At 50.6% G+C, this 22,482-nt stretch carries 24 protein-coding genes; 17 read left to right on the plus strand and 7 right to left on the minus strand.

The features are described from left to right. Nucleotides 1-17: 17 nt before the first annotated feature. Nucleotides 18-602, plus strand: coding sequence for a TraR/DksA family transcriptional regulator (locus D3A97_RS25110; RefSeq protein WP_232825896.1), 585 nt, complete (start codon nucleotides 18-20; stop codon nucleotides 600-602). Between the two features lie 403 nt (nucleotides 603-1,005). Here the strand turns inward: D3A97_RS25110 and D3A97_RS08810 are convergent, their stop codons facing one another. The 3 genes from D3A97_RS08810 to D3A97_RS08820 form a co-directional block, all read right to left on the minus strand. After that, on the minus strand, nucleotides 1,006-1,311 hold the full coding sequence (locus D3A97_RS08810) for a hypothetical protein (protein WP_119077995.1): 306 nt from the start codon (nucleotides 1,309-1,311) through the stop codon (nucleotides 1,006-1,008). A 174-nt stretch (nucleotides 1,312-1,485) separates the two neighbouring features. Then, nucleotides 1,486-3,024, minus strand: coding sequence for a glycosyltransferase (locus D3A97_RS08815; protein WP_198673900.1), 1,539 nt, complete (start codon nucleotides 3,022-3,024; stop codon nucleotides 1,486-1,488). A 148-nt stretch (nucleotides 3,025-3,172) separates the two neighbouring features. After that, nucleotides 3,173-4,999 (minus strand): ABC transporter ATP-binding protein, encoded by a 1,827-nt coding sequence (locus D3A97_RS08820; protein WP_119077997.1) that lies wholly within the window; start codon nucleotides 4,997-4,999, stop codon nucleotides 3,173-3,175. 164 nt (nucleotides 5,000-5,163) lie between these two features. Here D3A97_RS08820 and rbfA point away from each other — a divergent pair, with 164 nt between their 5' ends. Both rbfA and D3A97_RS08830 read left to right on the plus strand, forming a co-directional pair. Then, nucleotides 5,164-5,529: a 30S ribosome-binding factor RbfA gene (rbfA, locus tag D3A97_RS08825; RefSeq protein ID WP_119077998.1), complete on the plus strand. Its 366-nt coding sequence runs from the start codon at nucleotides 5,164-5,166 to the stop codon at nucleotides 5,527-5,529. Between the two features lie 3 nt (nucleotides 5,530-5,532). Continuing rightward, nucleotides 5,533-6,759, plus strand: coding sequence for an FtsX-like permease family protein (locus D3A97_RS08830; protein ID WP_119077999.1), 1,227 nt, complete (start codon nucleotides 5,533-5,535; stop codon nucleotides 6,757-6,759). 84 nt (nucleotides 6,760-6,843) lie between these two features. Here the strand turns inward: D3A97_RS08830 and D3A97_RS08835 are convergent, their stop codons facing one another. Next, nucleotides 6,844-7,680 carry a transketolase gene (locus tag D3A97_RS08835; protein ID WP_119078000.1) on the minus strand — a complete coding sequence of 279 codons (837 nt, stop codon included), beginning with the start codon at nucleotides 7,678-7,680 and terminating at the stop codon, nucleotides 6,844-6,846. A gap of 383 nt (nucleotides 7,681-8,063) precedes the next feature. Here D3A97_RS08835 and D3A97_RS08840 point away from each other — a divergent pair, with 383 nt between their 5' ends. Both D3A97_RS08840 and frr read left to right on the plus strand, forming a co-directional pair. After that, nucleotides 8,064-8,987, plus strand: coding sequence for an MraY family glycosyltransferase (locus tag D3A97_RS08840; protein WP_232825897.1), 924 nt, complete (start codon nucleotides 8,064-8,066; stop codon nucleotides 8,985-8,987). A gap of 141 nt (nucleotides 8,988-9,128) precedes the next feature. After that, nucleotides 9,129-9,647, plus strand: a complete 519-nt coding sequence (frr, locus tag D3A97_RS08845) for a ribosome recycling factor (RefSeq protein WP_317126369.1) — start codon at nucleotides 9,129-9,131, stop codon at nucleotides 9,645-9,647. 49 nt (nucleotides 9,648-9,696) lie between these two features. Here the strand turns inward: frr and D3A97_RS08850 are convergent, their stop codons facing one another. Then, the gene (locus D3A97_RS08850) at nucleotides 9,697-10,563 is read right to left on the minus strand and encodes a DMT family transporter (RefSeq protein ID WP_119078003.1); all 867 of its coding nucleotides are present in this window, start codon (nucleotides 10,561-10,563) and stop codon (nucleotides 9,697-9,699) included. A gap of 80 nt (nucleotides 10,564-10,643) precedes the next feature. On the opposite strand from D3A97_RS08850, the gene D3A97_RS08855 reads away from it, so the two are divergent. The 12 genes from D3A97_RS08855 (at nucleotide 10,644) to D3A97_RS08910 (ending at nucleotide 20,143) form a co-directional block, all read left to right on the plus strand. Further along, the gene (locus D3A97_RS08855; RefSeq protein ID WP_119078004.1) at nucleotides 10,644-11,417 is read left to right on the plus strand and encodes a PPK2 family polyphosphate kinase; all 774 of its coding nucleotides are present in this window, start codon (nucleotides 10,644-10,646) and stop codon (nucleotides 11,415-11,417) included. Between the two features lie 56 nt (nucleotides 11,418-11,473). Further along, nucleotides 11,474-11,848: a large-conductance mechanosensitive channel protein MscL gene (gene mscL, locus D3A97_RS08860; protein WP_119078005.1), complete on the plus strand. Its 375-nt coding sequence runs from the start codon at nucleotides 11,474-11,476 to the stop codon at nucleotides 11,846-11,848. 75 nt (nucleotides 11,849-11,923) lie between these two features. Then, nucleotides 11,924-12,868: a DUF3078 domain-containing protein gene (locus D3A97_RS08865; protein WP_119078496.1), complete on the plus strand. Its 945-nt coding sequence runs from the start codon at nucleotides 11,924-11,926 to the stop codon at nucleotides 12,866-12,868. A 67-nt stretch (nucleotides 12,869-12,935) separates the two neighbouring features. After that, nucleotides 12,936-13,727 (plus strand): segregation and condensation protein A, encoded by a 792-nt coding sequence (locus tag D3A97_RS08870; RefSeq protein ID WP_119078006.1) that lies wholly within the window; start codon nucleotides 12,936-12,938, stop codon nucleotides 13,725-13,727. A gap of 6 nt (nucleotides 13,728-13,733) precedes the next feature. After that, nucleotides 13,734-14,636, plus strand: a complete 903-nt coding sequence (locus tag D3A97_RS08875; RefSeq protein WP_119078007.1) for a helix-turn-helix domain-containing protein — start codon at nucleotides 13,734-13,736, stop codon at nucleotides 14,634-14,636. 330 nt (nucleotides 14,637-14,966) lie between these two features. Then, complete coding sequence (locus tag D3A97_RS08880) at nucleotides 14,967-15,839, plus strand: pirin family protein (protein WP_119078008.1); 873 nt, start codon at nucleotides 14,967-14,969, stop codon at nucleotides 15,837-15,839. A 25-nt stretch (nucleotides 15,840-15,864) separates the two neighbouring features. Further along, the gene (locus D3A97_RS08885; protein ID WP_119078009.1) at nucleotides 15,865-16,392 is read left to right on the plus strand and encodes a YceI family protein; all 528 of its coding nucleotides are present in this window, start codon (nucleotides 15,865-15,867) and stop codon (nucleotides 16,390-16,392) included. A gap of 12 nt (nucleotides 16,393-16,404) precedes the next feature. Beyond that, complete coding sequence (locus tag D3A97_RS08890) at nucleotides 16,405-17,034, plus strand: NAD(P)H-dependent oxidoreductase (RefSeq protein ID WP_119078010.1); 630 nt, start codon at nucleotides 16,405-16,407, stop codon at nucleotides 17,032-17,034. A 119-nt stretch (nucleotides 17,035-17,153) separates the two neighbouring features. Continuing rightward, on the plus strand, nucleotides 17,154-17,564 hold the full coding sequence (locus D3A97_RS08895) for an OsmC family protein (protein WP_119078011.1): 411 nt from the start codon (nucleotides 17,154-17,156) through the stop codon (nucleotides 17,562-17,564). Nucleotides 17,565-17,731: 167 nt separating this feature from the next. Then, nucleotides 17,732-18,445 carry a pirin family protein gene (locus D3A97_RS08900; RefSeq protein WP_119078012.1) on the plus strand — a complete coding sequence of 238 codons (714 nt, stop codon included), beginning with the start codon at nucleotides 17,732-17,734 and terminating at the stop codon, nucleotides 18,443-18,445. Between the two features lie 110 nt (nucleotides 18,446-18,555). Then, nucleotides 18,556-19,596 carry a mechanosensitive ion channel family protein gene (locus D3A97_RS08905; RefSeq protein ID WP_157986435.1) on the plus strand — a complete coding sequence of 347 codons (1,041 nt, stop codon included), beginning with the start codon at nucleotides 18,556-18,558 and terminating at the stop codon, nucleotides 19,594-19,596. 169 nt (nucleotides 19,597-19,765) lie between these two features. Next, nucleotides 19,766-20,143: a hypothetical protein gene (locus D3A97_RS08910; RefSeq protein ID WP_119078014.1), complete on the plus strand. Its 378-nt coding sequence runs from the start codon at nucleotides 19,766-19,768 to the stop codon at nucleotides 20,141-20,143. 7 nt (nucleotides 20,144-20,150) lie between these two features. Here D3A97_RS08910 and D3A97_RS08915 read toward each other — a convergent pair whose 3' ends face one another. Continuing rightward, the gene (locus D3A97_RS08915; RefSeq protein WP_198673901.1) at nucleotides 20,151-21,323 is read right to left on the minus strand and encodes a PAS domain-containing protein; all 1,173 of its coding nucleotides are present in this window, start codon (nucleotides 21,321-21,323) and stop codon (nucleotides 20,151-20,153) included. A 52-nt stretch (nucleotides 21,324-21,375) separates the two neighbouring features. Next, nucleotides 21,376-22,467, minus strand: coding sequence for a ferredoxin--NADP reductase (locus D3A97_RS08920; RefSeq protein WP_198673902.1), 1,092 nt, complete (start codon nucleotides 22,465-22,467; stop codon nucleotides 21,376-21,378). Nucleotides 22,468-22,482: the final 15 nt, after the last annotated feature.

Raw genomic sequence — 22,482 nt, forward strand, 5'->3', positions numbered from 1 at the left:
TAGAAAAAGTAGATCAGATGGCATCAAAGAATAAGCAGGAAAAACCAGCAAAGGAACCAGTAAAGAAGACCAGGATTGAGGAGCCTGTTAAACGGGTATCTGAAAGACCTACTACCAAAACTGCTTCCAGGGCTTCCGCAAGCGGTAGCCGGCCGGCCATGAAAACCGTGACGTATGCGCCGGAGTTCACCAAATCCGTATTAGATCAACCGGAAGCACCTTCTGGTCCTATATATCGTTACAGCGATCCTGAATTGCAGGAGTTCAAAGAGATCATCCTGAAAAAACTGGAAGCCGCCAAAAAAGAACTGGTATACCTCCAGGGCCTCATTACCCGTAAGGATGAAGCAGGTACGGATGATACTGAAAACAAGTACATGAGCATGGAAGACGGCAGCGGTTCCCAGGAACGGGAGCAGCTGAACCAGATGGCCAGCCGCCAGATCCAGTTCATTGACCACCTGGAAAAAGCGCTGATGCGGATCGAGAACAAAACATATGGCATCTGCCGTGTAACAGGCAAGCTGATTGACAAGGCGCGTCTGAAAGCGGTACCGCATGCTACTCTCAGCATTGAGGCCAAACTGGCAAAAAGCAAATAAGCCGGTAAAGGGCATCAGGCGCCATATGGCCCCGAAAGAATGTAGGGGCAATGCGCAAAACTGATAAATAAGCTGAAAAAGCAATAAAACTGAAAATATAATAGAAGGGCTGTTCGAAAGAACGGCCCTTTTCTATGTAGTGAACCAGGTAACACCCTTGCCCATGCAGGCTAAGGTAGCGTTGCCCAGGCATGAGAAAGTATTCTCCCATTGCCCGGAAATAATGTTGACCGTAAACCGTAAGCTATTGCCCGGCAACTTTTTAGCTGGAAAAACACATGTTGCCCGTAAAAATTACAGGGCCAGGCGATCCCGGCCCTGGTTATTTCCTCATATCCCAATAGCCTATTATGAACCCCGTTGTAATGTAGCGATGTAGTGGCTGGCAGCTCAATGCTGCAGGTCAATCCTTACCGTCATCATCATGATCTTCTTCGTCCCCGTCCTCCTCGTCCTCCAACATCACCAGCATAATTTCTTTTACCCGCGTTACCCTTTCCCTTGATTTTGTTTTTTCCCCTTTCAACTGCTCTGTGCATTCCCGGAGTATCTCTTCCGCCTCCCTGACCGCCTGGCGCATCTGTTCCAGTGTCAGGTGCTCACTGCGGCTGATTTCCAGGGGAATAATGTGAAACAGCAGCCGGATCTTTTCATCGGAAGCGAGCCTGATGCCTTCATGCAGGCGGCTGCGCATAGTAGATATTTTCATAAGATTCCTTTTCTGCTAAATTCGCTGTAATCAGTTAAAAATCAATATTTTATACCCGATACTTTCTCGGAAAAACCGATAAGTATTTCAGTATCGCCGATAAAATCTCAAAAAAAATGCTTTCCTGCCGGGGGGCGGGAAAGCATTTGCTTATAAAGGGTCTTATTTTACGGATCAGCCGGGTTTCAATGCGGGCAGCTCATCGTCATCCGGCCGGATGGCTTTCCTGATCTGCCGTGCGGCCAGGTACAACAATCCCGCCGTGGCTACTACCGCCAGGCTGCCAATGCCGATGTTGCGCACCTGCCGTTTGGAGGGCCACTTGTTTCCCTGGCGTTGCGGACTGGCCTGCGCAATGTCCAGCAGCGGCGCCATGCAAATGTCCTCAATAATTTTATCCGCCATGGTTTCCGCATCCACAAATTGTGGATGATATGCTACACCCACGCCCGCATCCCGCAGCAGAGCGGTATCACTTTCCCCATTGCCCACGTAGATCACGTTCTGCGGTGCAATGTGGTATTTTTCCGCAATATACTTCAGGATGTGGCTCTTGTCATATTGCGGCATATTGCCTTTTACCGGCATGAAATATTCAGGAATGGTGATCTCGCCGGTGGCTACGCTGTGTATCAGGTGCAGGCGGTTGGCAAATGCAAAGTCAGCGCCCAGCTTGTTTTTCATATGGTTGGCCACACACTCGAAGCCATCTGTAATGAAACCGCATACATACCCGCGCCGCTTCAGTTCCCGTATCACATGGCGGATGTCTGGCGTTACCGGTATTTCATCCGCCACTTCCAGCAGCTCTGCCAGGTTACGGCCCTGGAAGAGCGCCGCGGAGCGTTTCAGGATGGAAACAGGATCGGGATAGTGTTCCAGCACCTGGCACAGGGCTTCTTCCTGCCCGAAGGCCACGGCGGCCAGGTAAGTATAATTTTGCGTGAACACGGTTTCGTCCAGGTTGAAGATCACCATCTTTTGCAGCTTGTCAATAGACTCCAGTATGGAGAACTCCATCTGCTCGCGGATGATGTTGATGTTGCCCAGTGTTTCCAGGTTCTGTTGCGGGATGCTTTCTGCTTTACGCAGTATGGTGCGAGACACTTCACGGCTCATTTTACTGAGCTGCTCCCAGGTTTGCATGGCATTCTCCAGCCGGCCGATGTTCACTTCGCTGATGCGCGCCTGCAGCAGGTGCATGTCTATCAGCAACCCGATATCCACGCCGTAGTCATTCTCGAAGTGCACTTTCTGTAAAAAGGATTTCCGCGCAGCGATCATGCCGCTCAGCGGTTGATTAAAACCTGCCAGTTCCGGGAAAAGGATGCTCAGCAGGGGTTTGGCCACCAGTTGGGTAACGCGGCCTGCCTGCCGTTCAAAATAAGATTTCGTAAAGTCGGCCTCATCATTCACAATAGGATCTGTCAGCAGTTCTGCAAGATTATCCGGATAGGTAAGAATATCACCGTCCACATACATAATAATATCATGCTTGGCCGCCATCATGCCTTCCCGCATGGAGATGCCCTTGCCGCGCTGGCTGCTGGTGATCACCCTTACTTTTTCTTTCATGGCTTCTTCAACAGTATTGTCTGTTGAATTGTCGTCTACCACAATGATCTCTATCGTTCTGGCGGTCTTCCTGATCGTCTTAATAACCTGGCGTATGGTGGCGCCTTCATTGAGCACTGGTATAATTACCGAAATCATAGGTGCGTATAATTTGGTGAACAAATAAGGTACCTTCTGGCAGCCTCTCCGTACCAAAAATGGTACCATTAATAGGCTGCAATTAAACCTGGCCGGGGTTTTCACGGCCGTATATATGTAGCGTGGTTACGCTGTGAATATTTTTGTCCTATTTAAACTCCTGCATTTCCACCAGTTTCCTGTAAATGCCTTGCTGAGACAGCAATGCATCGTGACGGCCGCGCTCAATGATCTCGCCTTTATCCATCACAATAATTTCATGTGCATGCTGGATGGTGGAAAGGCGATGCGCGATCACAATGGTGGTGCGATTTTGCATCAATTTGTCCAAAGCGTCCTGCACCAGCTTTTCCGATTCTGTGTCCAGCGCGGAGGTAGCCTCGTCCAGTATAAGTATGGGCGGATTCTTGAAAATAGCGCGGGCAATGGTGAGGCGCTGCCGCTGGCCGCCGCTGAGTTTGCTGCCGCGGTCGCCTATCAGTGTGTCATAGCCGTTTTCCAGCTGTTCAATAAACTCATGCGCGTTGGCTATGCGGGCAGCCTCTTTCACTTTCTCCATATCAGGGTCTTCATGCCCGAACGCAATGTTGTTGGTGATAGTGTCGTTGAAAAGAATGGCCTCCTGCGATACGATGCCCATCAATTGCCGCAGGTCATGCAGCTTCACGTCCCGCACGTCTTTACCGTCAACGGCCACGCGGCCTTCTGTGGCATCATAGAAGCGGGGCAGCAGGTCCGCCATGGTTGATTTGCCGGCGCCGCTGCGGCCTACCAGCGCAATCATTTTCCCTTTCTCAATATGAAGGTTGATGTTCCGGAGTACATACTGGTCATCGTACCGGAAAGAAAGCTGCTCATAGGCGATGCTGTGTTCAAAAGAAGGCAGCGGCTGCGCGGCAGGTTTGTCTTGTATGGCAATGGGCTCGTCCAGCAGGCCAAAGATCCTTTGTGCGGACACAATGCCTTTCTGCATCAGGGTAAAGGCGTTGGAAATATTTTTGGCAGGCTGCAGGATGGTGAAGTACAGCCCCAGGTATGCAATGAACACCGGCCCCGTCAGCTCTTTGCCGTTCAGTATCATGTAACCGCCTACCATCACCAGCACCACTACCAGTGATACGCCCAGGGCTTCAGACACGGGAGAGGCCAGCTCACGCTGGTTGTAAATAGACTTGCTCAGTTTGGTGAACTGCCGCGCCAGGCCCGCAAATTTTCGCTGCATGTACTTCTCCGCTGTAAAACCCTGTATGACGCGTACGCCGCTTAAAGACTCTTCGGAAATATTGAGCAGCTTGCCCAGCATTTCCTGGCTGTAGAAACCTTTTTTGCGCAGTTGTTTGGAGATGTATGACACAAGGAACCCGGAGATGGGAAAAAATATCAGCGTGAACAGGGTCAGTTTGGCGGAGATATAAAAGAGCACAATGAAGGTGACGATCACAATGAGAGGGTCGCGCAGCAGCACCTGTATGGCGTTCACGAAAGTGTTCTCCACTTCCATCACGTCGTTGGTCATGGTAGACAGCATGTCTCCCTTCCGTCTTTTGTTGTAGAAAGAAAGCGATTGTTCTGAAGTATGGCGGTACAGTTTATTACGGAGCTTTTCCAGTACGTTCATCCGCATGCGCACCATCACCCGGATACTCATATACCGGCCGAAGTTGGCCAGCAGCGAGGCAGCTATAATTACCGAGCACACAAAGCCGAGGGCATATATTTCTCCTTTTTCGTTGATGAAGCGGAGGAAATAATATTTGAAGAGATCCGTAAAATAATCAAGGGAGATAGCAAACTGAGGCAGGGTTGTGATGGGCTCCACCGTATCTTTCTGGTCAAACATGATCTGCAGCATAGGTATGAGCATGGCAAAATTGATGACGCCGAACAGCACGCCAATGATGGTATAGATCAGGTATTCCGGTAAGTAATGACGCAGCGGTTGTACAAACCCGAGCAAACGTTTGAATGTCTTCATTCCGTGATATTAATGATCCGCAAAAGTACGTTAAATGGGGGAATAATGCCGTTAAACAGGGATGGCGGGGGCCTGTGCACAGAACCGGGTTAAAATGGTTAATTTTGGGCGGATTCCCTGTTTTGCAGGGAGCCGGGCAGATTGTTAAGTTAAAATTGAGAAAGATGTCAGAAACAAAAAGGCAAAAACAGGTAGGACAACTTGTGCAGGAGGAGCTCAGCAACATATTCATGCGCATGGGCTTTAACGTTACGGAGGGCGGCATGATCTCCATTTCTTCGGTGAAAATGACGCCGGACCTGCTGGAAGCCCGGGTGTATCTGAGCATGTTCCAGATCAGGTCCCCTGAAGAAATGATGGCCCGGATAAAGGAAAAGATGGGGGAGATCCGGCGGGAGCTGGGCAACCGCGTAGGCAAGCAGCTTCGCCGCGTGCCGGAGCTGATCTTTTTCCTGGATGATACGCTTGACCATGTGTTCCGCATGGAAGAGCTGTTTAAAAAGATCAATGAAGAAAAAGAGAAGAAATAATCCATGATCTGGCAGTTTGCGCTTCGTTACTTCCGGGCCCGTAAATCTACCAGCGCCATCAATATCATTGCATGGGTGAGCGTAGGCGCCATTGCCGTGGGTACGGCCGCGCTCATTACGGTATTGAGCGTATTCAACGGCTTCACCGGGCTGGTGAAATCACTGTATTCCTCTTTTTATCCCACGCTGAAAATAGCGCCCGCCACTGGCAAAACCCTGCTGCTGACAGATGCCCAGCTGAAGGCGGTAACAGCAACGGAAGGGGTGGCCCACGTATCCCGCAGTATTGAGGAAAAGGCCGTGCTGCGCAACGGTAACGAACAAACAATAGCCGTGCTGAAAGGCGTAGACCGGTATTTCACCAGCGTGGCGGGCGTACAGCATAAAATGGTACGCGGCAAGTTTGACCTGGGTAAGGAAACGGGCTACCAGGCAGTGCTGGGCCTGGGTATAGAAAGCGCCCTGAGCGTGGATGTGGAACATAGTTTTGTGCCCATCAATGTGTATATACCACGCCGCAACGCCTCCTTTAACGTGGGCATGCCTGAGCAATCCATCAACAACGGCGTTATTTATCCCGTTGGCACCTTTGCCATACAACAGGAGTTTGACGCCAGGTACGTGCTGATAGACATTGACTTTATGCGGAACCTGCTGGACATGGCGCCTGGCGAAGTATCTTCCCTGGAACTGGCCCTGCAGCCGGGCGCATCGGAAGGGAAGGTGAAACGCAGGCTGCAGGCCCTGCTGGGAGACGGGGTGAAGGTGCAAACCCGCGTGGAGCAGAACGCCACGGTGTATAATGTGATGCAAACGGAAAAGTGGGTAGTATATGTATTTCTCAGCTTTATACTGGTTATTGCGGCCTTCAACATGATAGGCTCGCTCTCTATGCTGGTAATAGAAAAACAAAAAGATATCACCATCCTGAAAGCCATGGGCGGGCGCAACAGCCTGGTGCAGCGCATTTTCCTGGGCGAGGGGCTGATCATTGCAGGGGTGGGCAGTATTATAGGCTTCAGCCTGGCTATTATTATCTGCTTGCTGCAACAGCATTTCGGCCTCATCAAGCTGGGCGGCGGCTCCTTTTTAATAGATGCGTTCCCGGTAGAGATGCACGGGGATGATTTTGTGCTGGTGAGCATCACCATTCTTGTGATAGGCGTGCTGGCCAGCTGGTACCCCGCTTCCCGTGCGGCACGGCAGGAAATAACGCTGAAAGCGACCTGACCGGCCGGCTATTGCGTATTTGCATAAAAAAATGGGGCAGACCGCGCGGTCTGCCCCATTTTTTATATCGTTGCCGGTTTATGATCAGTAGTCACCAAGGGTTTCCGGCAGCTGTGCCAGCGCTTTGGCCAGTTGCTCGTCGTTAGGAGCAATGCCGTGCCACTCATGTGAACCTTCCATAAAGTCTACACCCTTACCCATGGCTGTTTTCATCAGAATAACAGTGGGTTGGCCCTTACCGGTTCCGGTTTTGGCCTTTTCCAGGGTAGCTACCACCTCATCCATATCGTTGCCGTTCATATGCATCACCTTCCATCCAAAGGCTGTGAACTTGGCGCCGAGGTCGCCCAGGCTCATCACTTTATCTGTAGGGCCGTCTATCTGCTGACCGTTATAGTCTATGGTAGAAATGAGGTTGTCTACCTTATGATGGGCGGCAAACATAATGGCTTCCCAATTCTGGCCTTCCTGCAGCTCTCCGTCTCCATGGAGGGAAAATACGATATGGGGATCTTTATTCAGTTTTTTGGTCAATGCCGCGCCAAGGGCAACGCTCATGCCCTGGCCCAGGGAGCCGCTGGCCACGCGAACGCCCGGCAGGTGCTCATGCGTGGTGGGGTGGCCCTGAAGGCGGGAGTTGATCTTGCGGAAAGTAGCCAGTTCTGCCGTGGGGAAGTACCCTGACCGGGCCAGCGCACTATAGTACACCGGGGAAATATGGCCGTTGGACAGGAAAAAGAGGTCTTGCCCCTTGCCGTCCATTTCAAAAGGCACCGGCTGATGCTGCATCACCTTGAAAAACAATGCGGTAAAGTATTCCGTGCAACCCAGGGAGCCTCCCGGGTGCCCGCTTTGTACGGCATGCACCATGCGGACAATGTCCCGCCGGATCTGGGTGGCTATATCTTTCAGTTCTGGCATGATATTAGCATTTTTATGAGCCGCAAAAGTAATAAGAAATTGACCAGATTTTTAGCGGATCAAATGTTTTTTTACCAGAATGGCCAAAATCCATGGGTTTCAAAAATATTTGATACGCATTTCGCTGAATTTAATATCTTTGCATCACAACCCCCCGTATGGAGAATGTAATTATCGCAACTGTCCTGAGTTTCGTTATAACCTACTTTGCGATTCCCGTTTTGATACGGGTGGCAGAGTTAAAGCACCTTTATGACGAACCGGACGAGCGCAAATCTCACAAATCCCGCATCCCGACCCTGGGTGGACTGGGATTCTTCGCCGGCTTTGTGCTGGCCTCTGCAGTTTGTGTACCCGCACAACAAACTTTTCCGCTGCAATACTTGCTCGCCGCATTTTTTATCATTTTTATAGTGGGCATGAAAGACGACCTGGTGGGCCTTTCACCGGTGAAGAAACTGGTAGGCCAGCTGATAGCCGCTTTTGTGATCATCTACCTGGGTAACCTCCAGATCCGCAATATGTACGGGTTCTTTGGCATCGGGGAACTGCCCTATCACTTCAGCCTGCTGCTCACCTATTTCACCTTTATAGTCGTTATCAACGCTTTCAACCTGATAGACGGTATAGACGGCCTGGCAGGCAGTGTAGGCATGCTGGTATCTGCCGTACTGGGGGCATACTTCCTGTATGTGAACGAGGTATTGTATGCTGTGATGGGCTTTTCCATGGCTGCCGGCCTGGCTGCGTTCCTGATCTATAATATTACCCCTGCAAAAATATTCATGGGAGACACCGGCTCTCTGCTGGTAGGCTTGGTCAATGCCGCCCTTATTGTGAAGTTCATTGAAGTGGCCGGTAACCCGGCGGGCAAAATGCCCATCCAATCTGTACCCGCCATTGCGTTCGCCATCCTGATAGTGCCCCTGTTCGATACCCTGCGGGTATTTGCCATCCGCATGTCGCGCGGGCGCTCGCCATTTACGGCAGACAGGCATCACATTCACCATTACATGCTGGCCCTGGGCCTCAGCCATAGCCAGGCTACCGCTGTGGCCATTTTATCCAACATTGCGTTCATTACCCTGGCTTTCAGCCTGCAGGACATCGGCACTACTTACCTGTTGAGCCTCATTGGAGCGCTGGCATTGGGACTGACCTCCGTATTGTTCATCCTCAAAAAGCGGAAAGAAGCCGAAGTGGCCAGTATGGCTGCGGCGGTGGAAGTGCCTGAGGTGGCCAGCGAAAGCGTTACCAAGCCCAAAATTCTCCGGGTCAATACCGAAACTGTGCTGCAAGACAAATAATCTTGTGGACTTCTCCGGCCCCTTTCCTTGTACTGTCGTCCCTTTGATGATTAAAAGATTTCATGTAGGTTTGCAAGCACTTAAGTATTATTTCTTATGCAAGACGAACTTAATTTAATTCTGGATGACGCAAAGGACTCGATGCAAAAGGCAATTTCGCATCTGGAAGTGGAATTGACGAAAATACGGGCAGGCAAGGCTAATCCCCAGATAGTAGATGGCATTATGGTGGATTATTACGGCGCGCCTACCGCCCTTAACCAGGTAGCCAATATCAGCGTGGCAGATGCCCGTACATTAACCATCCAGCCCTGGGAAAAAAATATGCTGCAACCCATAGAACGGGCCATTATAGCTTCCAACATAGGTCTCAATCCGCAGAATGATGGCGTGATCATCCGCCTGTTCCTGCCGCCGCTTACGGAAGAGCGCCGTAAAGAGCTGGTGAAAAAAGTGAACGGAGAGGGAGAGCATGCAAAAGTAGCCATCCGCAATATTCGCCGGGATGCTATTGAAGCCATCAAAAAGCTGCAGAAAGACGGGCTGAGCGAAGATACCGCCAAAGACGCGGAAGCAGAAACACAACAGCTGACAGACAAGTTCATTGCCGCGGTAGACAAACACTGCGCCGCCAAAGACAAGGAGATCATGGCCATTTAAGACCGGCCTTATAAAATAAGTATAAAAAAGACGGGACTCCCGTCTTTTTTTATTTCCTGCTTACAAGATATACCCCGCCCATGATACCGGCCAGGCAAAGCACCTGCCAGCCATTTACATGCTCCCCGGCCAACAGCCCCCAGCCAATGGCCACCACTGGCAGGCCGTAGGTGACCATGGAAGCAAACATGGCGCCCGCGGAACGGATCAGCTGGTAAAACAGCAGGGACGCTACCCCTGTACCCATTACACCCAGCACCATGCTGGCGCCCAGGCTCACCCAGGCATTGTCTGAACGGGCAATGGCCTGCGTAAAATCACTGAAAATAAGCACCGGCGCGGAAAACAACGCCATGAAGAAAAGGGAGATAGATACCAGCTGAAGGGTAGAATACCCTTTCAGGTAATGGTGCACCAACGCAATATTGAGGCCGTAGCAGGCGGTAGCGCCTACTATGAAGAGGCCGTAGTACCAATACTGGTTGGTATCTACGCCCTTGGCCAGAAAGAGGCAGATCACCCCTATGAAGCCAATGGCGAGGCCCGTCAGCTGCCGGCGCTGCACCGGCGCGCGAAACAGCAAAAGGCTGAACAGGAGCGCAAATACAGGCGTGAACGAGTTGAGCATGCCCGCCAGTGAACTGTCTATCCGGGTTTCGGCTATGCAGAAAAGATATGCCGGTATGCCATTGCCCAGCAAACCTGAAAGTATGATCACAGGTATTTTGTTCCCCGGTGTCTGGCGGATGAATTTGAAGAAGAAGGGAAGCAACACTATGCCCGCTGAAATAAGCCGGAGACTGGCCACCTGGTAAGGGCTGAAAGACAGCAGCCCCAGCTTCATCAGTATAAAAGAACTGCCCCAGGTAAGGCAGAGCAGCAGGAATATTCCCCAGTTAAGCAAGCGTTGGTCCATAGCTGTGCAAAGATATCGATTCCCCACATCGCCGCCTATTCTTGTACATTTTCCTTAAATTTAACAAACAACTTACGCATATGCCTGCTGTAAAACTCTCTGCCACCCCCACCATCCCGCCCAAAAAATTCGGGAAAGAAGAAACAAAAGAGCGTCTGAAAGCAATACTGGATGAGCTGGACGATCTGCAAAATTTGCTGTACGCTGAACATAAACACAGTTTGTTGGTTGTATTACAGGGCATGGACGCCAGCGGGAAAGACGGGGTGATCAGGGACGTGTTTGGCACAATGAACCCTATGGGCGTGCGTGTACAGCCGTTCAAGGCACCTACCCAGGAGGAAGCTGACCACGATTTTCTATGGAGGATACACCAGCATGCGCCGGCAAAAGGCATGATACAGGTGTTTAACCGGTCCCATTATGAGGACGTGCTCGTACAGCGCGTACATAACTGGATAGATGTTAAAACCGTGTACCGCCGGTTTGAGGCCATCAACCATTTTGAGCAGCTGCTGGAAAGGCATAACAATACGCACATCCTGAAATTTTACCTCCACGTGTCTGCCGAGGCGCAGATGCAAAGGCTGGAAGAGCGTACCAAAGACCCGCGCAAGATGTGGAAGTACAATGAAAAGGACTTTGCCGAGGCCAAATTGTATAAAGAATACAGGAAAGCCTATGAAGATGTGTTCAAATATTGTAATGACGTGCCATGGATCATTGTACCGGCAGACCATAACTGGTATAAGGAGTACCTGATCGCCAAAACGGTGATGGATACACTGAAATCATTGAAAATGAAGTTTCCGAAGCTGAATAATGGTAAAAATAATGCGGATAAAAACGGTTAAATTATTAATATCGCACCTGTTACACCACCTTTCTTTAACTCTAAAACCTAAAGCGTATGTCTTTTTTCAGTGAATTTAAGGCTTTTGCCATGAAGGGAAACGTGATTGACCTGGCAGTAGGTATCGTTATCGGTGCCGCTTTCGGGAAAATTGTGTCAGCCCTTGTAGATGCCATTATTATGCCTATTGTGGGCATACTCATTGGCGGGTTCGACTTCAAGTCCCTCCTGGTAAAAGTAGGTACTGCTGAAATCAAATACGGGGTGTTTATCCAGTCCATTGTTGAATTTGTGATCATCGCCTTTGCCCTGTTCCTGGTCATCAAAGCCATGAACCGGATGAAAAAGGACGAACCGCCTGCCCCTGCACCGGGACCCACCGCCACTGAACAACTGCTGGCAGAGATCCGGGACGAGCTTAAAAGAAAATAATCATTTTGCACAAGTGAACGGTTGGCTGTACTCACGGCCAACCGTTGCTATTACACCAGTTTAACCAACAAAAGAATGAAGAAGTTTTACCTGGCCGCAACCATGCTACTGATGGCCGCTACGGCTTTACAAGCACAAGACGACTCCATGCGGAAACTGCGCGAAGAGACCGCCGGCAAGATCAAGAACAACGAAAAAGATACTACCGGCCGGCTCTGGAAGAAGGGCGGCACCTTTGGCCTGATGTTCAACCAGGGCTCGCTCACCAACTGGGCCGCGGGTGGCGACAAGCTCTCCCTCTCCCTGCAGGGCACCCTCAACGCCTTTGCCAATTATAAAAAAGGCAGGCACTCGTGGGACAATAACCTGGATCTCGCCTATGGCTACGTGAACACTACCAGCCTGGGCACCCGTAAGAGTGACGACCGCATAGACCTTACCTCCAAATATGGGTACGAAATAGGGAAGAACTGGTACCTCAGCGGCCTGTTCAACCTCCGCACCCAGTTTACCGATGGTTATCTCTACCCTGCAGATACTACGCCGGAAAGGATCTCGCGCTTTTTTGCGCCGGCTTACATAGTACTGTCTCCTGGTATTGACTACATGCCCAACAAGGAATTTTCCCTGTTCATGTCCCCCATCACCGCCCGCTGGGTAGTGGTAATGGATGATAGCCTTTCTGCGCGCGGAGCCTATGGCGTAGACACCGGCAAACACGTGAGAAGCGAGTTTGGCGCCTATGTAACCGCTACCTGGAACAAGGAGATCATGAAGAACGTTACCTACAAATCCAAGCTGGAACTCTTTTCGAACTATAAAAAGAACCCGCAGAACATAGACGTTTTCTGGACAAATATGCTGTCCCTGAAGGTGAACAAGTGGATCAGCGCCAATGTGAGCCTGGACATGATCTATGATGACGACGTGAGAGAGTTCGAAAACCCCAAAACCGGGGTCAAGGGGGCCAGGTTGCAGGTAAAGCAGGTACTGAGCATTGGTTTGACCGCCAAGTTCTGATTGCCGGAATTTTCTTATTTTTGATAAACCTGTCGGGGCTTACCGGCAGGTTTTTTTAAATTTTATCATGAGCAACGAACAAGAAATTTACAAGATCAAGCTACCCCAGTTTGAAGGGCCGTTTGACCTGTTGCTGTTCTTTATTGAAAGGGATGAGCTGGATATTTACAATATTCCCATTACCGGGCTCACCAATGATTTCCTGGATTACATCCATCATATGGAGTCCCTGAACATTGAGCTGGCCAGCGAGTTCATCCTGTTCATATCCACGCTCATGCGCATCAAGGCCAAAATGCTGCTGCCCCGCAAGGAGCTGGACGAGGCGGGCAATGAAATAGACCCCCGGCAGGAGCTGGTAGATAAGATACTGGAATACAAGCGTTTCAAGCAGGCTGCGGTAGAGCTGGCAGAGCAGGAGGCAAACAGGATGCTGCAGATAAAGCGCGGCAATATAGCCAAAGAACTGGCGGAAATCGGGGAAGTGACCAGTGAAGGTACTGAGATGCAGACGCTTACGCTCTTCAAGCTGACCCAAACCTTTGAAAAGGTGATGCAGCGGGTGAAAGAGCGCACCAACAAGCCCCAGCACGTGGTGTACAAATATGACTATACCATGGAAGGTTCCCGCGAGTATATGCTGGACCTGGCCCGTGCGGAAAAGACCATCGCCTTCGAAAAAATATTTGACCATTGTAAAGACCGGGTACATGCCATTTTCCTCTTTCTGGGCATGCTGGAACTGGTGCAGGCCAAATACCTGAGCATTATGGTGGGGGATGGAAGAAATAATTTTATTATTGAATATGTAGACCCCTCTGAAAGACCGGAAGGGGAACCTGTAGTTTTTGAAGAATAATACATCATGGCGGAAAAGAGAGACCAGATAGAAGTGCTATCATTGCCTGCATATGCGCAAAACGCACATGAAAATGCGGAGTTCAGCGTATCTTCCCTCTGCAACCTGGGATGCAATTTCTTTGAGCACCAGAACGCGCCGCATCGCCACAACTTTTATACAATTTATTGGATCAAAAAAGGCCAGTTGACCCATACCATTGACACGGTAACGCATGTGGTGAAAAAAAATACCCTCTTCTTTCTGGCGCCCGGTCAGGTACACCAGATGAAGTTTTCAGAAAAGGTAGACGGGTATATGATCGCTTTTCACGATTCCCTGATGTGCCCGAGTGACAAGTCAGACATGGCCGCTGTGCGCAACGGCCTGTTCGTGAACGACCGCTTCAGCTCTGTTATCCAGATCAGCAATGAAGAAGACGAAAAGGAGCTGGACTGGATGGTGAAACGGATGATACAGGAGGTAGATGAACGGCGGCCCAACTATGCCGTTGCTTTCCAGAACTTGCTGCAGTACTTCCTGATCGTGGCTTCCCGCAGCGCCGTTCGCCCGGTAGAGGTGGTGCCTGAGTACCAGTCAAAGCACAACAGCGCGCTGTTCATGAACTTTAAAACCCTCATAGAAGAAAGGTACCGACAGTTAAAGAACGTGTCTGATTATGCCGCCCTGCTGCATATAAAACCCGTTTTGCTCAACGAGATCAGCAAACAGCTGTCCGGCATCACGGCTGGGGAGCACATCCGCAACCGGGTCATCCTGGAGGCGCAGCGGTACCTGTATAATACAGACCTTACTGCCAAAGAGATCGCTTACAAGCTGGGTTTTGAGGACCCGCATTATTTTTCCCGCTTTTTTAAGAAGTACACCAACCAGTCGCCTTCAGAATTTAAAGAGCTGGCCAGGGTGTAGCGCTGTGCGGTAAGCTGCCGAAACCCCGTAATGCCGTGTTCCCTTTTGCCGCATGCAGCGCCTGCCCTTTAATCTATTCCTTTTCAGACGCTCCCCCTCCCCGCCACCGGCCCTTGAAATAACGCTGATATTGAACCTCATATGCCACAAACTGTTAATTAAACAACGGCGTTCCTGACCTGTTCCGGCATTCATTTCACAATCAACTGTATTTCAACTATTTATGAGCCTGTCTAAAAAAGTACATGCTTTCCTGCGATCTATCCATTCCAGATAGATGTTATAACACCTAATTTTGTGTTGTCATTAAGAAAAAAGGAGAAACAGATCATGACATCCATCAAACAAGTAGCGAAAGTATACCACAGTTCCCAGCCGCATATGGTGGGAGACGGATTCAAGGTGCAGAACCTCTTTCCCAACGGCAACCGTATCGGGAAACAGCTTAGCCCTTTCTTTTTGCTGGACTACGCTGCCCCTCATTACTTTCCCCCTTCAGACGCTCCCCGCGGAGTGGATGAGCACCCTCACCGCGGTTTTGAGACCGTTACCATTGCCTACCAGGGCGCCCTGCAGCACCGGGACTCCGGCGGCAACAGCGGCAAAATAGGCCCCGGCGGCGTACAGTGGATGACGGCGGCCTCCGGCGTGGTGCATGAAGAAAAGCATGACGACGAGTTTACCAAAAACGGCGGTACGCTGGAAATGGTACAGCTCTGGGTGAACCTGCCCAAAGCGCATAAAATGGACAAACCCCGCTACCAGGGTTTTGACAATGAGCAGATCCCCGTGGCAGACCTGGGAGATGGCAGCTATGCCCGCGTAATAGCCGGTGACTTTAACGGTGTGAAAGGCGCGGCACAAACTTTCAGCCCGTTGAACCTGTTTGATATACGGCTGAAAGCAGGGAAAAGCATCACGCTCCACCTGCCTGACGGTTACAACACGGGTATTGTGGTGCTTCACGGCGAAGCTGCTTTCAACGGCACACATACCGCCAAAGAAGTAGAAATAGCAGTGTTTGACACAAAGGGAGACAGCATCAGCATCACAGCCAACACGGATGCCACGCTGCTGGTACTCAATGGTGAGCCCATCAACGAGCCCGTGTTTGCCTACGGACCTTTTGTGATGAACACAAAAGACGAGATCATAGATGCCATCAATGATTACAACGAGGGCAAAATGGGTCGCCTCAACTAAACTTTAAAACTTAAAACTATACACAATGACAACCTGGAAAATTGATCCCGCACACAGCGAAATTGAATTTAAGGTGAAACACCTGATGATCACCAATGTAACCGGCCACTTTGCCCAGTACGATGCCACGCTGACGGCTTCCAAAGACGACTTCAGCGACGCCAGCATCTCCTTTGAAGCGGACGTGAACAGTGTAAGCACCAAAAACAGCCAGCGAGACGAGCACCTGAAGAGCCCCGACTTTTTTGATGCGGCCAACCACCCGAAAATAACCTTCAAATCTACCGAAGTGAAGAAAAAAGATGCGGAAACCTTTGTACTGAAAGGGGACCTCACTATTCGCGGTACCACCCGCCCGGTAGAGCTGAATGTGGAGTATGCCGGTATTACCGTAGACCCCTATGGTCAGACCAAAGCAGGCTTCGAACTGTCTGGCAAGATCAACCGTAAAGATTTCGGCCTTACCTGGTCTGCCACTACAGAAGCCGGCGGCCTGGTGGTGAGTGATGACGTGCGCCTGGTACTGGCCGTGCAAATGATCAAACAAGCATAACAACAACATCATATGGACATTCTGGAGAAACTGACATGGCGGTATGCCACTAAAAAATTTGATCCTGCGAAGAAATTGGAACAGGAGCAGTTGGAACGGATCATCCGCGCTACCAACCTCTCTGCCTCTTCTTACGGATTGCAGCCATATAAAGTAATTGTAGTAACGGACCCGGCTGTAAGGGAGCAACTTAAATCGGTATCGTGGAACCAGTCACAGATCACCGATGCATCGCACCTGCTGATATTTGCGAGGTATGACACCCTGGAGGAGCAACATGTAGAACAATATATTGAGAACATTGCCAGCACGCGCCAGCTGCAAAGGGCACAATTGAGCGGATTTGAAGACACGATGAAAGGTACTGTGAAGGCGCTGGACAAAGACGCGGCGGCCGTATGGACCGGCAAACAGGCTTACCTGGCGCTGGGCACGCTGCTGGCGGCTTGTGCGGCAGACGGGGTGGATACCTGCCCCATGGAAGGGTTCAACGCGGCTGCATACGACGAGATTTTGGGACTAAAAGAGAGGAACCTGCGCACGGTAGTAATTGCAGCGGTTGGTTTTCGCGCGGAAGATGACGGCATGCAGCATGCGAAGAAAGTGAGAAAGCCTTTGGAAGATTTTGTGGAATTAGTGTAACAGGAAGTCAGAGGTTTTAGGTGAACCGGGCGGAGTTATTTCGCCCGGTTTTTTTGATCTTATTTCGTTATTTTTAAGCCCTCTAATCATAATCATCTCACCCATAAAAAGTTTTAATCATGAAAAGATCCGCATCTGCCAATTGGAAAGGTACCGGTAAAGAAGGGAAAGGCACCGTTTCTACAGAAACCGGCGTACTGAAAGATACAGCCTATTCATTTACCAGCCGTTTTGAGAATGGCGCCGGCACCAACCCCGAGGAGCTGATCGCAGCGGCTCACGCAGGCTGTTTCTCCATGAAACTGAGCTTCGTGATTTCCGGCGCAGGCCTTACCCCCGGCAGTATCGATACCAAAGCCACCATCACTTTCGAGAACGGCGCTATCACCAACAGCCACCTGGAAGTAACTGCCAGCGTTCCCGGCCTGGATGCGGCCAAGTTTGCAGAAATGGCGGAAGATGCCCGCGCTAACTGCCCCATTTCCAAACTGCTCAATACCGACATTACGATGGACGCCAAACTGGTGTAAAAAAGCAGGGTAAAAATTATACGCAAAGGCCGGGCGGGGAGTTGAAATCCACGCCCGGCCTGCGTTTTATAGGGCAAATATTTGTCCATGCTTTTATACGGTTTGTCCATTGATAGCCGCCTGCCAACAACGGATCTTTGCATAAAGAAAATTACAGGAGGAGATATATGAAAACGATCATTCACCGCGGAAACACCCGCGGATTTGCAGACCACGGCTGGTTGCAGTCTTATCATACTTTCAGCTTTGCCGGCTATTACAACCCGGAACGTATCCACTTCGGCGCGCTGCGCGTGTTGAATGACGATACGGTGAAAGGTGGCATGGGCTTTGGCGCGCACCCGCACGACAATATGGAGATTGTCAGCATCCCCTTGTCTGGCGCATTGGAGCACAAAGACAACACCGGCCGCCACAAGATCATCAACCAGCATGACGTGCAGATCATGAGCGCCGGCACCGGCATCCAGCACTCGGAGTTTAACGCTTCCAGAACGGAGCCCGTAAAGTTCCTGCAGATCTGGCTGTTCCCCAAAGAGAAAGATATTGCGCCCCGGTACGATCAAAAGAACTTTGACCCCGCCGGCCGCGTAAACCGCCTGCAAACGGTGGTGGCGCCTGACGGGGAAGACGATTCGCTGCACATTAACCAGGATGCATGGTTCTCCCTGGGAACATTCGAAAAAAATAATTCTTTTTCCTACACATCCAGACGCGCGCAGAACGGCGCTTATATCTTTGTGCTGAGCGGCCGCGTAAAAATAGGCGATGAAGTGCTTGAAGCACGTGACGCAATGGGAGTTACGGATTACGATAAACTGAATGTCAATGCACTGGAAGATGCGGAATTGTTGATCATGGACGTACCCATGTTGCAGTAACATATTCGTATATTCAATAACGTTAGTGTTAATTTTATCTTAAAAACCAGTGTCCTTTGGGCACTGGTTTTTATATTTGCGGCAGGACCAAACACAAATTGAAAATGAATATGTTTCTACAAGAACAATTCCTGGGCAACAGTGTGCAATCCTGGATCATCGCAGGGGTGATCTTTTGCGCAGGCATTTTGCTGATCATGGCATTGAGAAAAGTATTGCTGGCCAGGCTGAAAGGCTGGGCAGACAATTCAGACGGTACAACAGACGATTTTATTGTGAGGCAAATGCAGCGCTCTATCATCCCGTTGTTGTACTACGGTGTATTTTTCGGGGCGGTACAATATCTCAATCTTCACCCCAAAGCGGCGCGGGTGATAGACGTGGCCTCCCTTCTTTATCTCACCTTCATTGTAGTGCGGCTCATTACGGACCTACTGCGTTTTATGCTGATGCAATACCTCTCCCGGCAGGAGAACGGTGCGGAAAAACAAAAGCAGGTGCGTGGCGTAATGGTCATTGTGTCTATTGTTATATGGGTAGTTGGCGCGGTATTCCTGCTGGACAACTGGGGGTTTGACGTGACCACCATCATCACGGGGCTTGGTATTGGCGGTATTGCCATTGCGCTGGCCACGCAGCATATACTCGGAGACCTGTTCAGCTACTTTGTGATACTGTTTGACCGGCCTTTTGAAGTGGGTGACTTTATCATTGTGGGAGATAAAATAGGGGGGATAGAGTATATCGGTATTAAAACCACCCGCATCCGCAGCCTCACCGGCGAGCAGCTTATCTGTTCCAACACGGACCTGACCAATTCCCGCATTCACAACTACAAGCGCATGGAACGCCGCCGTATCGTGTTCAGAGTGAGGGTTACCTTCCAGACCCCTGCGGGCGTGCTGGCCCGCGTGGGAGGTATGATGAAGGAGATCGTTAACAATATTGAGCACGTTACGTTTGACCGGGCACATATGGCCACTATCGGGGATCACGGGCCTGAATTTGAATGCGTATATTTTGTGGCCACCAGTGATTACCTGCTGTATATGGACGTGCAGCAACAGATCAACCTGCGGCTGATGGAGCGGTTTGAACAGGAAGGTATCCGCTTTGCACATCCTACCCAAACCCTCTTTCTCAATAACTGAAAAACAGCGGGGGCGGTGGATAATTTCTGCCGCCCGTTTGCGCGGTAGTATTAAAAAGTGTCGTAAATTAGAAGGGAGGGGACAAGGCATATTGACCAAAAGCATGGAATGCATGATAGATACAGCTTCCCTACAGCTATCGTCATCATTTAACTTAAATCAATATATCATGGAAGTACCAACACAGTCTACTGACCTGCAGGCACAGTGCAGTTTATGGAAAAGTGAGGTTGAACAGGTACGCGGAAGTCTGCGGCAGATGCGGGGCAGGTTAGAAGAAATGGCCGCGGGGCGGCATACCAACCATGAAAGAATGGTGGAAATTGAGCACTTTCAAAACCAGTTTATCAGACAGCTGGAAGTAGCAGACGAAATGTTCCACGATTTAAAACAGTCTGCGAAAACCTTCGCCAATGGGCGTCCGGCTATAGTTCACCTGGACAGGCCGGTGGATGATTACGATACCCTGCATGACCGTATGCAGGTTTTCCACAAATTACACGATGAGTTGAAAGGAGAATTTAACCGGTTCGAATCTTACCGGTAACGTTTATTTATTGTTTATTGAGTGACCTGAGTTTATGCTGGATCTGGTGCAACAGGCCATCCAGTTCGGCTGTGCTTTGCTGCAACAGCCCCAGCAGGCGGCTATTGAGCGCCGGTTCATTTTTATCCAGGTCAAACATAGACATAATGCCGAGGATGGAGGCCACGGGCCTTCGTATTTCATGAGAATTGATACGCGCAATGTCTTGCAGCACCGCGTTTTGCTGTTGTAACTGCTGTACGTATTGCTGCTTCTCCGTAATGTCCTGCACGGCGCCGATCATTCTGACCGGCTGTCCTTCTTCGTTGTAGATGATATGCCCGCGGTCATGCACAAACTTGTATTGCCCGTTTGCACAACGGAAACGATACTCCGCGCTCCATTGCACCGTATGGCTGCGCAATGCGGCCTGGAAACGCTGCTGCACGGTTTCCGCATCGTCCGGATGTATTTTTTCATACCACCAGTTGCCATGCGGCATGATCTCTTCCTCTTTGTAGCCAAAAAGGGAAGAAGGGCCGTGGTTACGGGTTACATGGTCTGCTGACATATCCCAATAGTAAATATAATCTGGCGTGACCTGCGCCAGCAATTCGTAACGGGTGCCTATATCTTTTGCCATAACTGTAGACCTTATTTCCGCATCAATATCTACCGCCATCACCAGCCGGGCTTCATGCCCGCGGTAGCGCGTAGTATGCGCGTACAACTCAACCGGAAATATCTCCCTGTTTTTTTTCTGGTGCTGCCATACCCCGCGGTAAACGGATTGTTTGCTGGTTTTGCGTACATCTTCCAGCACTTCGTTCACAGTAGAGGGGTGGCGGATGTCAAGAATGGTCATTCCCAAAAACTCCTTGCGGCTGTAACCGTATTTTTCTATGGCGGCATTGTTCACCGCCAGAAATTTCAGGGTGCCCCATTCGTAGATCCACATGGGCAGCGGGTGCTCATAAAATAGCAACCGGTAATTGTTTTGCCTGCTGTTGTTTCTTACGAGCACGAAAACAAGTACGGCAGATACCGTAACAAAGGCCGCATGCATGATGTATGGTAGCAAAGCGGGATTAACCTGGGGAAAATGTGCTGCGAGAGAAAGCCACAACGAGCTGTAAGTGCCGGCCCATACACAACCCAGGAGGAGGTACAGGCCTGCTGCTTTCAGAGCAGTAGCGCTCATAGCCATAATTTGAAATGAATGTATGGAAATTCCGGTTAACGGCCAATTTCATTTACCATTCCAGCGTCACCTCATCTGTTTGTGCGTATCCTGTGCAGGTGAGCACAAGGCCCTGTGCCAGTTCCTTGTCTGTCAATACTTCGTTCACCGTCATCCAGACCTTGCCGCGGGTACACCGGGCAATGCAGGAGCCGCATACCCCGCCCTTGCAGCTGTAGGGCATGGGTACCTCCTGGCGCAGGGCGGCGTTCAGTATGGTTTCGTTACCGGGTACCGGCAGTAGATGGGTTTTGTCTTCATGTTTCAGCAATACCTGCTTGATGCCAGTATCGTCCGGTACCTGTATGCGGGCAATTTTGGCGGCGGTGTTCACCACAAAGTTTTCCTTGTGCAACTGATCTGGCCTGAAACCCATGAAAGTAAGGGTAAACTGCGCCATGCGCATATAGTCTGCCGGGCCGCAGATATAGAATTGCGCTTTTTCCTGCGGGTGCTGCAGGTGCCTGGGGGCCAGCATTTCCAGCAGGCTGTTGCTCATGCGGCGGTAGGCCACCGGCTCATTGCCGGGGTCGCTGAAGAACCAGAGTATGACCAGCCTTTGGGGAAACTGCTGTTGCAGTGCCAGTATGCGCTGGTAAAAAATGGTGTTCTGTGCGTTACGGCTGCTGTAGATGAGGGTAACATGGGCCGCCGGCTCAAAATACAACACATGCTGCAGGAGGGAGAACAGGGGTGTAATGCCACTGCCCGCGCCCAGGAAAAAAAGGTCTCTTTCTTCGGTTGGCGCTGCATCCAGCGTGAAGCGGCCGGAGGGCAGGAGGGACGTAACAATGTGCCCCACCTGCCAGGTGCGGTGAATATGCCGCGATATTTCCCCGTTGGCGATCCGTTTTACGGTAACAGACATCTGCGGGTCAACACCGGGAGTGGAACTGAAGGAATAGGAGCGGCGGTACTCTGTACCGTGCAGGGTGATCAGAAAGGTGAGGAACTGCCCTGCCTGGTAGGGAACAGGTTGACCGTTTGCGGGCTCTAGCCGGTAGGTATAGGTGTCCGGTGTTTCCGGAATGATGTCAGTGATGCGTAATTGTATGTAGAGATCGCGCATGGTAGAAAAGCCGCAGCCATGGCCTGTTCTGACCATGGCTGCGGCGGAAAG

The organism is Chitinophaga alhagiae, assembly GCF_003568665.1.
In the GTDB taxonomy this organism is placed as follows: domain Bacteria; phylum Bacteroidota; class Bacteroidia; order Chitinophagales; family Chitinophagaceae; genus Chitinophaga; species Chitinophaga alhagiae.

Coding starts and splice junctions, on each gene's coding strand:
- D3A97_RS08850 (WP_119078003.1), bottom strand. CDS start 10,563: ATGGACCAACGCTTGCTTAACTGGGGAATATTCCTGCTGCTCTGCCTT.
- D3A97_RS08915 (WP_198673901.1), bottom strand. CDS start 21,323: ATGAGCGCTACTGCTCTGAAAGCAGCAGGCCTGTACCTCCTCCTGGGT.
- D3A97_RS08870 (WP_119078006.1), top strand. CDS start 12,936: ATGAGCAACGAACAAGAAATTTACAAGATCAAGCTACCCCAGTTTGAA.
- D3A97_RS08835 (WP_119078000.1), bottom strand. CDS start 7,680: ATGCCAGAACTGAAAGATATAGCCACCCAGATCCGGCGGGACATTGTC.
- D3A97_RS08815 (WP_198673900.1), bottom strand. CDS start 3,024: ATGATTTCGGTAATTATACCAGTGCTCAATGAAGGCGCCACCATACGC.
- D3A97_RS08895 (WP_119078011.1), top strand. CDS start 17,154: ATGAAAAGATCCGCATCTGCCAATTGGAAAGGTACCGGTAAAGAAGGG.
- frr (WP_317126369.1), top strand. CDS start 9,129: ATGCAAAAGGCAATTTCGCATCTGGAAGTGGAATTGACGAAAATACGG.
- D3A97_RS08880 (WP_119078008.1), top strand. CDS start 14,967: ATGACATCCATCAAACAAGTAGCGAAAGTATACCACAGTTCCCAGCCG.
- D3A97_RS08865 (WP_119078496.1), top strand. CDS start 11,924: ATGAAGAAGTTTTACCTGGCCGCAACCATGCTACTGATGGCCGCTACG.
- D3A97_RS08905 (WP_157986435.1), top strand. CDS start 18,556: ATGTTTCTACAAGAACAATTCCTGGGCAACAGTGTGCAATCCTGGATC.
- D3A97_RS08920 (WP_198673902.1), bottom strand. CDS start 22,467: ATGGTCAGAACAGGCCATGGCTGCGGCTTTTCTACCATGCGCGATCTC.
- D3A97_RS08830 (WP_119077999.1), top strand. CDS start 5,533: ATGATCTGGCAGTTTGCGCTTCGTTACTTCCGGGCCCGTAAATCTACC.
- D3A97_RS08910 (WP_119078014.1), top strand. CDS start 19,766: ATGGAAGTACCAACACAGTCTACTGACCTGCAGGCACAGTGCAGTTTA.
- D3A97_RS08810 (WP_119077995.1), bottom strand. CDS start 1,311: ATGAAAATATCTACTATGCGCAGCCGCCTGCATGAAGGCATCAGGCTC.
- D3A97_RS25110 (WP_232825896.1), top strand. CDS start 18: ATGGCATCAAAGAATAAGCAGGAAAAACCAGCAAAGGAACCAGTAAAG.
- D3A97_RS08885 (WP_119078009.1), top strand. CDS start 15,865: ATGACAACCTGGAAAATTGATCCCGCACACAGCGAAATTGAATTTAAG.
- mscL (WP_119078005.1), top strand. CDS start 11,474: ATGTCTTTTTTCAGTGAATTTAAGGCTTTTGCCATGAAGGGAAACGTG.
- D3A97_RS08875 (WP_119078007.1), top strand. CDS start 13,734: ATGGCGGAAAAGAGAGACCAGATAGAAGTGCTATCATTGCCTGCATAT.
- D3A97_RS08855 (WP_119078004.1), top strand. CDS start 10,644: ATGCCTGCTGTAAAACTCTCTGCCACCCCCACCATCCCGCCCAAAAAA.
- rbfA (WP_119077998.1), top strand. CDS start 5,164: ATGTCAGAAACAAAAAGGCAAAAACAGGTAGGACAACTTGTGCAGGAG.
- D3A97_RS08820 (WP_119077997.1), bottom strand. CDS start 4,999: ATGAAGACATTCAAACGTTTGCTCGGGTTTGTACAACCGCTGCGTCAT.
- D3A97_RS08890 (WP_119078010.1), top strand. CDS start 16,405: ATGGACATTCTGGAGAAACTGACATGGCGGTATGCCACTAAAAAATTT.
- D3A97_RS08900 (WP_119078012.1), top strand. CDS start 17,732: ATGAAAACGATCATTCACCGCGGAAACACCCGCGGATTTGCAGACCAC.